The organism is Oceanospirillum sediminis, assembly GCF_014164585.1.
Classification (GTDB): domain Bacteria; phylum Pseudomonadota; class Gammaproteobacteria; order Pseudomonadales; family Halomonadaceae; genus Oceanospirillum; species Oceanospirillum sediminis.
This window is the reverse complement of record NZ_JACJFM010000012.1, coordinates 70,251-87,159: the sequence shown is the minus strand read 5'-3', so window position 1 is coordinate 87,159 and position 16,909 is coordinate 70,251. Positions and strand designations below refer to the sequence as shown.

At 50.0% G+C, this 16,909-nt stretch carries 8 protein-coding genes; all 8 read right to left on the bottom strand.

Annotated elements, in window-relative coordinates; all coding sequences use genetic code 11:
• Window positions 1–3: 3 nt before the first annotated feature.
• Entirely contained in the window at window positions 4–1,578 is a 1,575-nt protein-coding gene (locus tag H4O21_RS11165) for an ATP-binding protein (protein ID WP_220495621.1), read from the bottom strand.
• Window positions 1,579–6,093 (bottom strand): contractile injection system tape measure protein, encoded by a 4,515-nt coding sequence (locus H4O21_RS11160; RefSeq protein WP_182808952.1) that lies wholly within the window; start codon window positions 6,091–6,093, stop codon window positions 1,579–1,581.
• Window positions 6,090–8,900 carry a baseplate J/gp47 family protein gene (locus tag H4O21_RS27805; protein ID WP_255487265.1) on the bottom strand — a complete coding sequence of 937 codons (2,811 nt, stop codon included), beginning with the start codon at window positions 8,898–8,900 and terminating at the stop codon, window positions 6,090–6,092. The genes H4O21_RS11160 and H4O21_RS27805 overlap by 4 nt, the downstream gene beginning before the upstream one ends.
• A complete protein-coding gene (locus H4O21_RS11150) occupies window positions 8,900–9,799 on the bottom strand; it encodes a hypothetical protein (protein WP_182808951.1) in 900 nt (299 codons plus the stop codon). The genes H4O21_RS27805 and H4O21_RS11150 overlap by 1 nt, the downstream gene beginning before the upstream one ends.
• Window positions 9,800–9,952: 153 nt before the next feature.
• Window positions 9,953–14,320, bottom strand: a complete 4,368-nt coding sequence (locus tag H4O21_RS11145; RefSeq protein WP_182808950.1) for a baseplate J/gp47 family protein — start codon at window positions 14,318–14,320, stop codon at window positions 9,953–9,955.
• A 47-nt stretch (window positions 14,321–14,367) separates the two neighbouring features.
• A complete protein-coding gene (locus H4O21_RS11140; protein ID WP_182808949.1) occupies window positions 14,368–14,784 on the bottom strand; it encodes a GPW/gp25 family protein in 417 nt (138 codons plus the stop codon).
• 3 nt (window positions 14,785–14,787) lie between these two features.
• Window positions 14,788–15,087, bottom strand: coding sequence for a PAAR domain-containing protein (locus H4O21_RS11135; RefSeq protein WP_182808948.1), 300 nt, complete (start codon window positions 15,085–15,087; stop codon window positions 14,788–14,790).
• Window positions 15,088–15,104: 17 nt separating this feature from the next.
• Window positions 15,105–16,892, bottom strand: a complete 1,788-nt coding sequence (gene vgrG / locus H4O21_RS11130) for a type VI secretion system tip protein VgrG (protein ID WP_182808947.1) — start codon at window positions 16,890–16,892, stop codon at window positions 15,105–15,107.
• Window positions 16,893–16,909 lie beyond the last annotated feature (17 nt).

Below are 16,909 nucleotides of genomic sequence, written 5' to 3'. Positions count from 1 at the left end.
AGCTTATATCGTCTTCCCTTCTTTTCTCAGTTCTCTGGCAATACCCGCTCTCAGATCCCGACAACGCATGGTGTCGCTTCCGACCTGCAGTGCCGAGATAGCGGCATAACGCACCACATTGATAATAGCACCACCGGCCAGTTCGTATTCTTCAGCCAGTTGCTGCAGCTCATTCGCTTCTTCACGGGCATAATGACCGTTCAGTATCTTCTGCCACAGCTCCAGCCGCTGTTCGGCATCAGGTAGTGGAAAATAGATCAGCGACTGAAAACGGCGGGAAAAGGCATCATCAATACTGGCCCTCAGGTTAGTGGCCAGAATCACCACGCCCGGAAAATCTTCAATACGCTGTAACAGATACGCCACCTGCTGATTGGCATGGCGATCATTGGCACTGCTCCCCCCGGAGCGGGCACCAAACAGAGAGTCGGCTTCATCAAAAAACAGAATCCAGTTTTTGTTCTGAGCCTGATCGAACAGTCCGGCCAGGTTTTTCTCTGTTTCACCAATGTATTTAGAGATCATGGAGGACAGATCAATGCGGTAAACATCCAGCCCCAGTTCATCTCCCAGTAACGTCGCGGTCAGGGTTTTACCGGTTCCGGGCGGACCATAAAACAACGCGCGATACCCCGGCTTCAGGGTTTTCTCCAGCTGCCATTTATTAAGAATCTGCTCAGATGAGCGAATCCAGGTGCGTATCTTATCGATCTCTTCCATCACCTCCGGTGCCAGTACCAGATCCTGCCAGCCTAATGCGGTGGTAATCAGTTTGGCAGGAAAGCGGCTGCTGTAATCCAGCTTCTCGGTGATCCCCGTAGTGAACTTGTTCAGATATTCACCGGACAGGGCTAAAACGCTGCTGAAAAATGGCTCACCTTCGTTATGATGCTCCAGCGACAGAATGCCTGCTCTGGCAAAAATATGCTGTGTTTCAAACATTGGCATAATGGCAAAACGGCGGGACAGCTCATCTCCGGCCAGTACAAAAGCGGCGGTTTCACAGGTGGGCAAAAAACCACTATGGCTTTTACCCTGAATACCGCCAAACTCGGTATAGCCCCGATCAAAATGGCTATTCTGAATAAAAAATGTATCCAGAATCTGTGGCCGGATATGGGGCAATAACGCCATCACCAGCACAATGCGTTCATCAAAATTAAGCTGGTACTGACATACAACCTGAGCATAAACAGAATCATTTTCGCTCAGTGTCGGAGGGGGGATCTGGTAAATATGATCCAGATCGGCCCCTTGTTCAAAATAGAGACGAATGCGCAGATCCAGTACCCGTGTAAACCAGTCGATCTCTTTCTCCAGTGTGATCGCATTAGCCTGACTGAGCGATGTCACGGTAAACCCCTGAATGCCTGTTGCATCAGAAGCTGAGTGCACAGCGTGGTTTGTCACCACATCGCTGGTCATCGCATTCTGTTCCATGGAGAAAGAATTCATGGAGAAAGCGGTGGAGGTCGATAACGATACCCCCACAGAGCCTGCGGCTCCGGTCTGAAAATAGGTGTCATCCGGTATGCTTTTACCGGGCAACCCCATAACGCCTTCGCTCTGATCTGTCATTTATGACCTCCAGGTCACATGTAAAGGCATATCCATCCACGGATACATAACGGTGCTATAACTCCAGGGCAACTGGTCCAGCAGCATGTCATAAGGACCAGGCTGTACCTCCAGTAACCAGCTTTCTTCCTGGCGGCTCAGTACACCTTCGCGCTGTAGAAACGTTTGCTGAAAACCTTCCATTGAGGTGTTTTTCATCACCGTCCAGTGCTGCATAACTGCACCGATCAGGCTCTGCATGGTGCTCTGCTCTTCCTCTGTTATCTCGACAGATAAGGGCACCGGATCTGTCAGGACAGTCCCGGTTAATAACTTATTAAGTGCGAGATAGTGCTCCGGGGTAGACAGCTGACTATCCACCAGGTACTGAAGCATATGCACAGCCCGGTATCTGGCTTCCACATTCGTAAACTGACTCTCCTCCATCAAAGAGAACATACTGAATAAACGAGGCAGATAAGGCGTAATCAATACCAGACCAGCGTTATATACCGGTACTTGTTGGTAATCCTGATCTGTATCCCGATCATCTTCAGGCCAGCTTAGCGCCGTCGCAGTATCCTGGGATGTCTGTAAAAACTCCTGCGTCTGGACTGCCCCCTGGTTCTGCTCCGTTTCTTGTTGCTGGCTCGCATCTTGTATCTGAAGTGCATCCGGTGTTTGCAGCACGTCCTGCTCCATCATGTTTCTCTGATCCTTCTTCGGATGTTGTTGAGTGTTATCGGTAACCTGGAGTTTATTGGTGGTATGCTTTTTATCTGTCACCCGGTTTTTATCTTCTTCCGCTCGGTTTTTATCTGTAGCTTGCCGCTTATCCATCTTGCTGCTGGCATTGGCAGGTCTGAGTTCAGAGCGGATAATACGAGCGGTTTCATTGGCCAGCGCTTGTACTGAAACAGGGGAACGCTGTTCCAGGGCCTGCAATAAAAGGGTTCTGAAATCCTGAACATCAGAAAGGGCTGATCCTTCTGATAAGCGGGCGGTTTCTGATAAAGTGGCAGTTGCAGGCCAGTAATCAGCCAGATAGCCCACAAAGCCGGTCACAAAACGATGAGGATTAAACGCCAGTCCTTTTAATAGCAGGTAGTGAATCAGATAACGCCATTGCAGAGCATCAATAATCGAACGGCTGACCAATGCCAGCCCTGTACTGGCTGGGCTTCCAGAACCTGAGTGATGATCAAAATAGCGATAACAGGCATTAGCAATCAGACTGCTGTAAGCAAAAGCCGAGGAAAACTCGGCGGGTTTCAGCAGATATAGCAGCTCATTAAGCTGATGCTCTGAGGCGTTATTCAATAAAACGTCTGCCAGCGTGTCTGATTGCATCGCCAGCAGCAGTACTTCTCGTAACGCATAAGCCTCTGTTGATTGCTGTTTCAATACGGTCAATGCCTGCCAGAACTGAAGCACATCCGGGCGGGATAGCTTGCTCCGATCCGACTGGCGATAAAACCGTTTATCCCGATACCAGCGGGTCTGACTGAACCAGTTATCCGGCAGATACCGGAGTAGCCATTGAATCAGAAGGTCTCGCGCCTGATTGGTTTCCACTATAGCCTCTACTGCCTGATGATCCTCTGCAGAAAGCCGGGCCTGACTGATGGATGCCTTTTGCTGATCAACGGGATTATCAGCCAATCTTTTCAGGATCTCCTCTGGGTCAATCACCGTATCATGGGCAATGGACTCCATCACCAGCGCATAAAAAGCCTGCTGTTTATGAGCATCTGACAATGAGGAAGCATAACCGGACAGCGATTGCATCAGGGCCTTACTGCTGGTACTGGTCAGGGCCATCGATGGATGTCTGAGTGATAGCAGACACAACACCATATATTCCAGTTGTGTCCGGCTCAGCCCCTGTACCCGTTGCAACCAGTATGCAGATATTACCATTGACTCATTCAGCCACCGTTGCAGCAGCCAGGGCTGGTAATGTCTGAGTATGATTAAAGCCGAGATAAACACTTGATCATGATCCGGCTGTTGCAACCATAAGATCTGTTCAGTGCTGAGCGCCTGATCTGCCAGCTTTCTATATTGTTTGATCTGTTTAAACAGATCTGTCCGTTGTGCTATTGTGCTCCGTCCCTGCAATACGGCATCAATATACTGATAGCAGGCGATGCTGAGGGCATGTTCTGCTCGTTTGTCTGGTAACTGTTCTGGTAATAATTCTGCTGAGGGCAGCGATTCATCTGAAGATGGCGGTTCTTCTGAAAGCTGAGAGTCTTCTGAAAGCAAAGCTTGCACGGCAGGCTCTGCTTTATCCGTAGAACTCACTGTGTTATTCAGTTGGGAACGGGTATATTTTTCCTCAGCCTGTCCCGGAGGCGCTGGATGTTTTATATCGGTTTTAGCAAGCGCGGGGGCAACAACATGGTTTAATACCACCAACAGATCTGTGCGTATTGGTGCAGCCAGTGCCGTGGTCTCGCTCATCACTCGCAGCATACTGCCAGCAAGGTCTATCAGCTTAAGGTTTTGATGAGCAGCCATCTGCCTGAGCACACTGGCCAGATAAACCTGCTGATTAAAACGACTGCCTCGCTCTGTCAGCAGGTAACTCAGGGTAAATTCCCACAGACTTTGTTTCAGCAGCCTGGTATTAACCCTGCTTTCCGGGTAAAGCGAGCGATGACTGTCAACGCCTCTGATCGAAACGTGTCTGTTATGTCCCTGGCCACTTTGAATAATATCACTCGCTTGCTGCTCCAAACGCTCTGATGCCAGATCTGAACGGGTAGACAGAGGGTTATCAACTCGGCCAGTGACTGACGAAGCCCCGGACCGATCAGATAAACCTGACCACAATGATGGCTTAATATGAAATACCGGGCTTGATATTAAAACGGATACCCTGTGTGCACGAGCAAAGTATTCTACCGACGCGATGGTATGACGAATAAAAGCCACTGCATCCGGTGTCAGTAAGTGAACAATAGCCATCAACAGATCATCCGGCAGAGCTAAAGCCAGTTGTCGTCGGAAACGTGCTTTTTGCCCCTGTCTTTGTAGCATGCGCTTCAGAGAGCCTGCTGCATTTTGAGAAATGATCTGCCACAGCTCACGAAAACGCACAATTTGCTGTCGCTCCAGCTGATATAACAACTCACCTAACCGGCGTTTTGTTTCAGGGGAGCTGGCAGCATCAGCAGACTGGTCTGGCCATGACAGACTGGACGGCGAAGATAAAACGCCATCAGGATCAGAAAAAGAGCGATCCGTTTTACCGACCGCAGTTTGTCTGTCCGGGTTGGTTAAACGCACCGTAACATGATCTAACAAAACCAGCAGTTCATTTCTGAGTGAGGATTGATCATTAATCCCGGCAACTCCCCGCTGTAATACGCTTAGCATGTCGGCCACGCTGGTATTATGGTATCCGGCCATTTTTTTAATCAGATCTGCCAGATAACTGACCCGGTTAAAATGACTGCCTCTGTTAATCAGCAGATAACTCAGGGTGAAGTACCAGAGGTTTTGTCTGGTATCATGGCCTGCGGCTATGTTCACGCTCTGTTCTGATGTCAATGAATCAGTCATCGCAGGGCTGACTGTAAACAGTACATCAGGCCGTTGAACCACCCGGTGAATAAATTCATATTCCAGAGGCTCTAACAGGCGAAGCAAACCAACAAAGGCCGGGACTGTCATACCCTTGACCAGTGCCCTGATGCCCTGGCTGCGTTGGGCAAATTGTTGCAGCACCCGGATCAGCAGATCGCCATGTTGCGCCAGCAGCATCGACCAGATCGGCATCAGAGTCTGACCGGGTTGAGCCAGGCGCATGCCCTGTTCAATGCGCTGTTGCCAGTAACGGTTCAGTAATGGCTGTAAAGCCGGACTATGGCTGTTTGAAGCAGGCAGGCTTTGCAGACTCTCGATCACCCGGTTAAATAAACCATCGGGCAATTGTTGGATAAAGTGCGCCAGATCCTGATTCGGCAATTGCCAGATCAGACGACGGATTATTCTTCCGGCCTGAGGGCTATGATGCAACAAGGTGATCAGTGACATTGAGTGACGCTTTACGGACTCTGTCAGCCATTGCTGCTGAGCTGAAGAACCCGGTAGCGACTCACTGTTATTGTCCGGCGTTTTATTAAAGTGCCAGGGCATCTCTCCGGTCTGCAGAAAAGACCGTAGCTGCAGCCAATCTGATTCCTGACGGGATAATACTCTGATGCCTTTACCTGATTCAGGTATCCGCTGGTTCAGCAGATCAATCAGAGTACGTTCGATGTTTTGTTCCAGTACCTGTCTGAACTCATAGGACAATTGCCCTGGTTCCTGTACCGGTGCGCCGGTCAGTAAAGTTCCCAGATCCAGTTCCAGCGAATCAATGCGAATCACCTCATCAGAATGAGAATAACGGTCGAAGACACGTTCAACCATCGGCAGCAGATGCCGGGTGACCCACTCTCCGGCATAACGACTGAAACTATCCGCATCGTGGTTATTGTCAAATTCAAGGTTCAGTTGCGCAGATTCAATCAGGTGGCGGGTCATATCACCACCTCATCATCCACTCCAGGATCAGAATGAAGAAAATGCATCAAACGGTCGGCAGCTTGCTGACAGGTTTCATCGGGCCAGAGTGATTCTTGCCGGGTTTCCAGCCAGTTCAGGTACAGGCTTTCAAAGCGACAGAGCGCTCTGAACGAGAGCCAGTGACACTCAGGTACAATATGAGCCGGACAGTTGTACTGGATCAGCTGTTCTGCTTCTGTTCGGAATGCAGGGTTTGCACATCGGGCGGTAAAACCAGGCAGTACTACACTGATGCGGAAGGAATAATGATCCTGCTCTGGCTCAGATCTTTCTGGCACGGATCTCTCTGACACTGACTTTTCCGATGCTGATATTTCTGAATGCGGTGTTTCCGGTTGTGGTCTTTCTGATGGCGGCCTTTCCGTTTGTTCTCTTAACAACAGGTGCTCAACCACATAGAGACCTTCACTCTGACGATTCAACTGTATGACCAGCTGACAGCACAGATTAGCAAAACGAATCAGTTGCTGTTTTTTGTGACCCCGACCGATATACAGCCAGCGGGAATCGTCGCCATCCCCCAGACGGAAGAAGACTTGATAATCATCCCGGTCATTCCGACTCAGAATCTGATAACGCTCTAATTCAATCCCCTGGCGCAGAAAGGATTCCGGTATCAATTTGTCTTTAAATGCTGCGATAGACTCCAGCACCCGGCTGATGCGAGAAACATCTGAAGGTATGGGCAGAGACACCGCAGGTATATCCTGCAGACGTTTGCGGTACACATCACGCAGGCGCAACAGTGTTTTTTTACCCGTACAGTGCTGTCTGAATTCATCATCAGGCACCACATTCAGCAGGTACTGGGTAATCGCCCCGGTGACTGGCCAGTTGGGGCTATCCCGGAAGCCCAGTAGCAGAGCAATACGTTGTTGAAAGCCACTTTCGCCGGGCATAGCAGGGAAACCATCAGAATCTCTGTACCGGCCTGATTTATCCATTTGCCTGCGATAATCTGATTGACGCTTTCTGCGGTTGTCATTTCTGATCCATTCCGCCGGTATTTTATGCCCGTCATCAGAGAGGTAATCGTACCCTGCCGCCCGGTCACGGGTCAGGGAAGCGATGCGCTGGATAAATTCACTCTTGTATTCCAGTAGCCGGTTCTCCAGAGCCTGCTCAGTATCGTAGCAATTAAAACGACGGAAGAAAGCATCATCCAGGTGCTCACCGTACAGAGCCAGCAGATAATCCAGCAGGCGTCCCTTTCGTTCCGCATAATGATCTGTATTGGCCAGAATGGCCTGAAACACCTCATCGGGTGTTTTCGGATAGATCTGCCTGATACCCCGGAAACTGCCTTCATCCAGTATGCAGTAGTGATAACTCTGACGATGATGAATCTGTACTGAAAACAGCTCCCGTAATCCCTCCAGGTTGACACAATAGTTGGCCATTAACTGATCAAACAGCAACAGATAGCCCCGTAACTGCAGTAACCGGGCTTTATCCCCCTGCTCCATGGCTACAGGGACACCCTGAACGGATAGTTTATAGCTGGCCGGAAAGTGATTCTGAACCGAGGTATAACGACCAGGAGATCGCCAGTGCCCTTGAGGCCGTGAATACAGAGCCGTGACATCCTGACGGGTATGGCGCAGAGCCTGATGACGAAACTGCTTCTGCTCAATACGGATGCAAAGATCGGTAAAGCGGATCGCCAGCGGATGTCCGTTTCGGGTCAGCCTGACTTTAACCGCCTCCATACATTCAGGCATAGCCAGACAGGTGCAGGATGTCACTTCTGCTGGCCCCTCATCAGAAAGCAACTGCAGGTGATGGATGCGGGCAACGCCGGGAATTCCGGTCAGAATCGAATACAAAGTGGCTAATGACTTAACTATCCGGGGTGGGGCATGTTGTGCAGGAGGGCTGCCATGCTCCGGTAAATGGGTCACCTGGCTTTCAGGGCCCAGGTAACTTCCGGTGTGTTGGTAACGAGTATGCGCTTCGGCTGTAAAAGGTGTAAAACGGGTCAGAGGTCCGGTCAGAATCTCATCCAGACTTTTCCCGCTACGCTGTTGCTGCTCATAGCTAAGGATCTGAGGTTCTGAGCTGGTTTCGCCTTTCAGCCACTGGCTGGTGTTGAAATAGATGTCAGCCAGAACATCATGGGCTTCCCGTTCACCTTCCAGATCAATACTGGCATCCAGCTGCAGGCTGTTGTTATCTAAGATATGAATCCGGGCGATATCTTCACATAAACTCCGTCTGGCGGAGTAAATTCTCATAGCCTTACTGATAATACGCTGTTTGTAACTCGGGTTAGTCTGACAAAGCTGGTTATGTCTGTCACTCAGCTGCAGCTCAAGAGAATACAGCCCCATATAAGGCGGTAACTTCAATGCCTGTGCAGACTCTGGCGGCAATGGCTCCAGCCAGATCTGTTCTGCTTCTTCCATCTGATCCAGCATGACAGCAACCAGATCAGCCAGAGTGCAAGGACGGGCGGGCAGAATCGCTTCAGGCAATTCTAATCCGGCCTGTTTCAGATCCAGTTGCCCTTCCTGATCAGATAACAGATCTGCCACACTGAAATCGGTCCGATAGGACAGATCTGTCAGCCCGTAACAGACCTGCTCCAGAATAGTCACTCCCGGATCATGCAGGTTATAGTCGGTCCACTGATTGCCGGAAAACTGTTGTGCATACTTTATGCCTTCACGACGCAGGCTGATAAAGCTACAAGGATCATCCTGCGCCTTACGTCTGGGAATCACCGACTTTCTATCAGGTTGCTGCACTGGCGTTGCGCTATCCATCAGCTACCTCCTGTCTGCCGTTCTGATGGTGCAGCACTGTGTTGCATATAGTCATCATGCCAGAGACGGGTAATGTGGTAGCGGATGACGGTTCCTGCGTCATAACGGGTGTTGCTGCGTATCTGCAGATAATACGGGCGATAAGTATCACTCTGGTTCGGGTCGTTCAGGTCCCGGACCCAGCGCAGTTTCAGCTTATCAGCCGAGGAACGGTAATAGGCGTGCTGAGCTTTAATCCGGTTTTTGCGCTTCAGAAAATTAAAAAAGAAGCCATCGGGCGCGCAGGTATTCATCGCAACGGCCCGGATCAGGGCATAACGTCCTGAGCGTCTGATACCGACACCTGCGACCACTTCCAGTGCCTGACACCCCTCTAATCTGGGTGAAATGGTATGCCAGTGACCATCAGCCGGAACACCAGCTTGCTGTCCCTGCTGCGTACCTTCCCGGCCATGACTACGCATAACACCAGCAACATCCAGAGTTTGTTCCGGTTGCGCGGTGCCAACACCAATTCGTCCTTGCTGAGTCAGAGCCAGTACCGTCCGACCCCGCTCTTTTTCGGCATTACTAAGCAGAGGCTGATCAGTGGCCGGAGAATCCTGCGCCCCATCACGGGATAAAGTGGCGGGCAGATGTCGGTTAAATAACAGAGAGTCAATTTCATTATGATAGCTGGCAGACCACAAACGGGCATCCGGGTCACTATCCCGGTAAAAGCTCATCAGGCTGGCATTTTCTTCCAGTGAGGAGATTTTAAATCCTTGTTCAGGGGTTTTATCAAAGCCTTCTTCCAGAGTGTTCAGAGAAGAATCAACCAGATCAGCAAAATGCTCTGCAGATGGCATAGCACCACGGCGAAAATAGTTTTTAAGCGTACTGCGATTACGTTTAGCCACGGTTTATCTCCATTGTGTTCTGGCTTTCTGCTCCCGGATAAAGGCGTCCGGATGTCTATTTTTCAATACATCACTGCACTTGCTTGCAGTATTCCCTTGCGCATCGGGTTTGCTCTGCGCTGAATCTGTTGTGCTATCCATCTGACTGGCGGATCAGGACAGAATAAAGTTGTCACCCACCTCCAGCTCTCCAACTCCGGTTTTACAGGCGGTCATCGCAACAGGCTCTGGCTGCACAATAAGATAGTGTCGTGCCACAGGCATCAGCAGGTGCCAGGGATGCAGGGTACTCAGCACGTTACGCTCAGAAAGGTTATTTTCTGCAACAAGTGCCTGTGCTGACAGAGTGTCCCGGATTGATTCGGATTCTGAGTTACGATGGGACGAGAGCCTTGCCTGAACCTCAGTTTCGGTCAGTACCGCACTGTCGTTCAGTTGCCAGGTATTGCTGCTGATATCCTGTTGGCTGATCTGCAGCACAGAAAAGTCCGTCACATAGCTCACATAACTCTGATGACTGATGAAGGATTCGATCTGCCGGACTTCCGGTTGCCAGCCAAACCCCTGATTCATACCTGTGTGCTGCCAGGGACACAGATACTCACATAAGGCCTGGTTAAGACGCCTTAATGCCAGGCCATGATGCTCATCGGGCTGGAAGGTGACAGTGCAACGTACCTGTACCCGCTCATATTCCGGATTGCGAACATCAATACTGACAAAAGGGCTGCTGACCGATTGCAGAAACGCTTTAATCTGCACCAGCAGCCGGGTGCTGATCCTATGGCTACCGCAGGCTGAATGAGCACAATCCATGACTTTTTTGCGCACAATAATCAGGATATGGCCGGGGAAACTCCCCGTCTGATCAAAACGTACTCCGCAAAAACAACGCACCCGGTCAATGCCCGGAAAGTGCTGCAGAATAAGCCGCTCATAATCCCACGGCGTAACAGCCCGACCTTTATGGCGCAGACGTTCACTGACCCTTTCCCGAAACTCAGGTTCCTGCTCAATCCGGCTGTTACCGGCCTCATAATCCATAGTGACAGCGGGGGCTAATCCACTGATTTTTCGGGCGGGCTGCCAGTCGCCCTCTCTGGCCATCTGTTCTATCTGGAGTTCATCTGATGCCGACAGTGCCGCCGTTTGCTGCAAAGCCATCGTGGCTTTAACGACATGGGTGGCAACGGTCAGGCAGTTACCCGGATGCTCCAGTCCTTGTAATGAACTGACTCTCAGCCAGAATAAGCCATCAGGCATCACGGTGTGTGAACGATCCAGACCGGCTGGAAGATCCAGAGTGATGATGCCGGAGGTCATAAATCCATGAGTTGAGTCGCTAATGATCTGCTGACTATTCAGGCGCTGCCAGCGATTGCCCGTCAGGAAGAACCATTGCAATTGATCTGAATCGGGTTGTGAGGTGAGCCGGGTGCTGTCATCCATACGGAAAAACAGATTGATTTGCCCTTGCAGTTCTGAAGCTTCGATACCGATAAACAGATTGCCATCACCGGCATAACGAGGGAAAAAGCAGACCGGCTGATATCGGTTCTGCTGACCGGCTATCGGCCAGATCTGCTCATAACCAAACGGATGCAGATGCAGAATTCGAACATCCCTACGAGGGTGTTTACCATTCAGCGAGATACGCGAACGAGCGGTATATCCCAGAGCCAGACGACTCACCGTTGGGGTATAAGGCAAAGCAGGTAAAGGCTGTTGCTTTTTTGTTCTGGCGTTTTCCAGTAACCGCTTACTGAGTAAAGGCGCGTATTCATGATGACCAAATCCACTGACAGGATCAGCCAGAGTCAAACGAAACAGCCCATCCCGGCTACGGATATTGTAGTGAAACTGATCTTCACGCAAAGTGTGACGCACAGGCTTGAACTTACCACTGACTCCGGCGATATATCCGCTACACTCGCTGAGGCGTCCACTATCCGCGTGTGTCCGGAACATCGGCACACCCTGAGTGGCAACAGTATTTTTCCATTCACCATCTTTCAGGGTTTCCAGCATGATTCTGAAGCTGTCATTGCTGTAAGCCGTTTCATAGCCCTGATAATACTCGGTAAAACCATCGGAGAGTGCGGGCAAATCGGCCCAGTGAATGCGCAGGCGCAGTTCGGTTAATGGTTTGCGGGCCGCTTCGTAATTTCCCAGTACACACCAGCTTTGCTGGCCCGGCTGACTGCCAAAAGGAGCAAACGGCTGGGAAGGATCTGCCTGCCCTTCACTGTTATAGATCTGCAGATCGGTTACGTTATCAACCCGAGTCTCAATATCCAGCTGATTCAGGGTAAAGCTGCGAAATACAGAGTAAGGAAAAAAAGCGGCCTGCGGGCGAATTTCCAGGCGCACAGCGGGTTCGTCAAACTGCCAGAGATCACCATGAATGGTCGGATCACAGGCAACCAGAGCAGGTGCACTCTGACCCAGTGTAAAATCCAGTCGGAAGCCATAAGGCCCGGCTTCATGGTGATCCAGCGGATGGAGCCTGTAGTCATTCACCGATAACCAGCCTTCTTCTGTACTGATCCGGATATTAAACAACTCACTGTACAGCTCGTAAAACGTAGCCAGTGGACTATTATCCAGTAAACGGCAGATACGCGCTGCACTTTGCGAATTTAATAGCTGCTGACTACGGGCTTTAATCTGGCTGATTTCCTGTTCGGTCAGCCAGTTTGCTCCACTCAGGGTATGACGACTGAACAAACGTCCCATCAACCGGAAAAACAGCTCTGCTGTTTTGCTCTGATCTGCCGCCTTGCTCTTAGCCTGTGCCAACAGCTCTGTCATGGCCAGCAAAAAGCATTTATACAGTAATCCTGTCAGTGAATGTTTATCAGCGTTCAGTAACTGTTGAATCCCATCATCAGGCAGACACTGGCTCAGAGCGATGCCCGAATCTTTTGGGTGTATTCCGGTACAGGCTGTAAGGGCACTTTGCATATCAGGTTCCGCTTGCAGCAATTCTGCAAACAGATCTGCCAGCCCTGCTTTCTGCTGCTCTGGCACGGCTTCTCTGATCATATAGATCAGCTGCTGCATCCGGCCATGTCTGAATTCTCCCAGGCTAATCCGGATACTGACCTGACGAAGGCCTTCTTTCAATAACAACACAGGGTCAGAAAAAGCGATTCCTGTTGCTGTATGCACCCGGCTACCGTGAGTTTCCGGTGTTTCACCAAATACCCGAATGCCTTTATGGGATATTCCGCCACCGCTTTTGATATTCAGGCTATCTGCATCATCAAAGAGACTGGCTGATGACATATTACCGGCAGCCTGCATATCCGCTGAGATATCATCTGTCACAGGAAGCATGACATCGCCCTGAATGGCCGTGACATAGTGCAACTCTCGTTCCGGGGAGATCAGCCTGTCCCGCTTCAGATAGAGCGAACAAACCTGTGCCACCCTGGCATCTGTCACCATCACAGACTGTTCACTGTGATAAACAATATCGTTCAGCTGTTCATCCTGACCGCAGGTGAACGGAAAACCTTTGCCAACGGCAACGGCAGGCAAAGAGGCAGAGGTTTCGGACTGAACGGCAGGAATATCCCGGCTGAGTTTCAGATAAACGGCAGGAGGTACTGCAGGCAGGGTGGAAAATTGCAGCAGATCCCGATAATAAAAATCCAGATGTCGCTCTGTAAAGCGATTCAGTTTTAACCGGACATTGCCCAGCAAACGCAGAAATGCCAGAAACAGTCCCAGAGCCGGTGCATGATCGGCTTTTGCCAGTGATTGATCCAGGCTGCTCTGACAGTCTGTCTGTAAAAACTCAATGGCGTTCATCGCAGCAGAGAAGCAAAGCTGCAAGCTTTCATTGATATTCTGCCAGTAATCAGGAGGCTGATTGCTATCCTTGCTGGCATTCAGCATCGGCTCACCGGATGCCTGTAATTCCGGGCGCAGAATAATCAGTTTACCCTGATCGGTTCTGATCCCCCATAGCGTGTCCAGAGTATCAAAATGACGGAATAACTGATTGGCAACCACTGGCGATAGCTCATCCGACGGTGCCGCGAGAATCAGCTCTGCCAGACGGATCATATGTTGGGCTAACTGCTTCTCAACCACCGAGGTCAGCTTTAATCTGAGCTCTCCTGCTGAGCGGGTATCGGCTTTAAATAACCGCTGCAACCAGGTATCCAGCTGCTGATACAGAGACAGCACTTTTTCCAGAGCAAAAGACAGACCTCGGGCTTGTTCTGCCTGAAACAGCTGTTGTTCATGGGAACATTGTACCGACAGGATAGCGGCAATCACGGCGACTTCGCTATGATCGAACAAAGTATTCCACTGGCCGCTCTGCTGACCTTGCAGATCATAAAAGTTCAGCTGAGCCGCAATATCACGCGACAGTTGTAACAGGTTTTCAAACGAGAGTTCATCAGGCTGAAAGTACCCGTTGTTTAATGCGGGTAACAGCCTGTCTGAACGACCGGTATCTGTTTGTCGTCGACGCTGAGCGGAGGGCTGCTTTCTGTCTTCAGGCATAAGCAACCATCACAGAAAAATGGCCGTGACAGATACAGCCCATTTTTTTATAAATCAACAAGCGTACCTTCCATGATAAAAAACGGATACACCATGTTACTGCGCCGGTTAGTGGTAATGATGGTGTATTCCAGCAGAATTAACAGGCGACCATTCAGAGTATCCGTGGCATCGACAGAGACCTTTTCCAGCTCTATCCGGGGTTCAAAATACAGAATGGCCTGCTCAATTAAGGCTCTGATTTCTGTGATTGTTGCCAGATTGAGCTCTGCAAACACCATCGTCTGAATACCACAACCATAATCCGGTTGCATGACACGCTCACCAGGACGGGTGGATAACAGAATCGTCAGGCTCTGTTCTATATCCTGCTTATCGCTGACCATCAGAACATCTCCGGTATCAGCACGAAATTCAGGGGGAAAGCTCCAGCCAGTGCCCAGAAAAGCGTTATCTTCAGACATGATTTATCCTCCGATCATTACCGTAAACTCACCCAGTACAATGCTGCCGCCATGAGCCGTGCTATCGCCTAAGCGGGCTGCAGGTTTACCACCAATCGTGACGGTCGAAGAACCTTTTACAATGGTATCCGGAGGTCCGACGCATACGCAGTTGTCACCAACTACAGCCGCGGGTAATTTACCGATCAGCACCGTCGGTACTCCAGGCCCTATAACCGGACCTCCTACATGAGGGATGGGAGGTAAGCCCGGAGTTTGCATCGGGCAGGTATGCATATCTGTCAATCTTGCAGCCGGGGGCATAGCGTGGTCTCCCTTTATCAGTTAATGGCAACCATTGCACCTTTAACGGTCGTCTGACCCGATGCGGAAAATTCAGCGGTGCTGGAGCCTTTTGCTGTCAGCGCAGCCTTCGCGGTGACTTTGACATTCATGCCATCGAGGGACATATCGCCCTTTGAACTCAGAGAAATCTTGCCTGTCGCTTCCAGAGAGATATCGCCTTTAGCACTGGCTTTAATATCTTTTGGTGTATCCAGAGTGATGCCACCGGAGGCCAGTTCGACTTTATTATCGTTCTGATCCTGCAACAGAATAGATTGGTCTTTATCACTGATAACGATCTTGTTTTCACCCGGAGTGATAATCGTGGTGATCTTATCTTTCTCATTAAACTCGATTTTCAGTTTGCTGCGCGTCACGATCGCTTTGGTATCGTTTTCAGATTCGATAGTGTAGGGAGGCTTATTCTTACTACTGTACAGGCTGCCCAGAATAACAGGCTCAGAAGGATTGTTATTAAAGTAACCCAGAACAACTTCATCACCGGGTTCAGGTATAAAGAAATTGCCAAATTCGGATGATGCATAGTAAGTGGCAAGGCGGGCCCAGACACCTTCTGTCTCTGCCTGTAAAACAGGAACCGATACCTGAATCCGATTCTGCTCCTCAGGATCGCCATCCAGCTTTTTCACAACGCCAATTTGCAAACCTTCAACGCCGGGCAGCAAACCTGACGCTGAAGGTGCCGCCAGATCCCGGTTCTCTGCAGACCAGCAGGGTGACATACCAAACTCGGCTTCTGTTAACCATTGCCCGCCCGTCACACTGTGATGAATAGCGCTGACATAAACGTCACCGTTAAAACGGTTGCCGACGCCATTGACCTCTATCAGACAATCAATATCGGCTTTAGCACTACCCTGGAAAGTCATCGCACCACGAATTCGGGATAACGCGGATTTGACCTGCTGGCCACTGGCCCAGTCCTTTAAAGCCCCTTTTTCCAGTACAGAGGTTTGCATTCGATATTCACTGAATCCCAGTACTTTGGACAATTCACTGGCATCCAGATCACCCTGGCTGTTCAGTGTCTGTATCGCTGCTTTTTCAGTGATCACTTTCTGATTTTTGATATCCCAGCTGATGCCAGTCACGGATTTAAGCTGATGACGGGCATCGATATCAGCATGGAACTCCATCAGGTCTTCACCATAAGTCACTTTCAATACAGCTGATTTATCTGTCTGAGGCGGCTTAACAGTGATCTTATTATCCTGAGTACATACCACATAGCCATTCGCTTCTGCACGGGTCAGCATAAAGTCCCAGTCGGTACTGTTAAACTGCACCAGCTCCTGAAACTGTGTGCTCGTCGCTTTAACGTCAGAAGATGTGCCAGAGCAGTTCCCAATCAATGCAGAGATAATGTCACTATCTTTCTTTTTGACATAATTATTGCTGCGGCGAGCCAGGGTCATACCAACCGCTTTATCCTTGCACTCAATAATCAGGCGGGAATCGTTATGACCGGCAATCGAAATACCATGACGAATGATGACACCTTTGAATATTGTTTCGTTATCGCCGCCATAACCCACAGCAATCTCAATCTCATTTCCCGGCTTAAAGGTATCTTCGTTACTGATCGGAAAATCTTTTTCCGGCATATCGCCATCCTGAATGACGATCATGGCTGTGGCGATGGCATTGACCGCTTTATACACATCAATAGATACCACACGTATTGAGTCCTTAATTGCGGACCCCGCCGCCTTGATGGAGTAACTGATAACGCCACTGCTATTTTTTATTGGAGAGTCAGGCATATTGCTTCCGTGAGGTA

Coding starts and splice junctions, on each gene's coding strand:
- H4O21_RS11165 (WP_220495621.1), bottom strand. CDS start 1,578: ATGACAGATCAGAGCGAAGGCGTTATGGGGTTGCCCGGTAAAAGCATA.
- H4O21_RS11160 (WP_182808952.1), bottom strand. CDS start 6,093: ATGACCCGCCACCTGATTGAATCTGCGCAACTGAACCTTGAATTTGAC.
- H4O21_RS27805 (WP_255487265.1), bottom strand. CDS start 8,900: ATGGATAGCGCAACGCCAGTGCAGCAACCTGATAGAAAGTCGGTGATT.
- H4O21_RS11145 (WP_182808950.1), bottom strand. CDS start 14,320: ATGCCTGAAGACAGAAAGCAGCCCTCCGCTCAGCGTCGACGACAAACA.
- H4O21_RS11140 (WP_182808949.1), bottom strand. CDS start 14,784: ATGTCTGAAGATAACGCTTTTCTGGGCACTGGCTGGAGCTTTCCCCCT.
- H4O21_RS11135 (WP_182808948.1), bottom strand. CDS start 15,087: ATGCCCCCGGCTGCAAGATTGACAGATATGCATACCTGCCCGATGCAA.
- vgrG (WP_182808947.1), bottom strand. CDS start 16,892: ATGCCTGACTCTCCAATAAAAAATAGCAGTGGCGTTATCAGTTACTCC.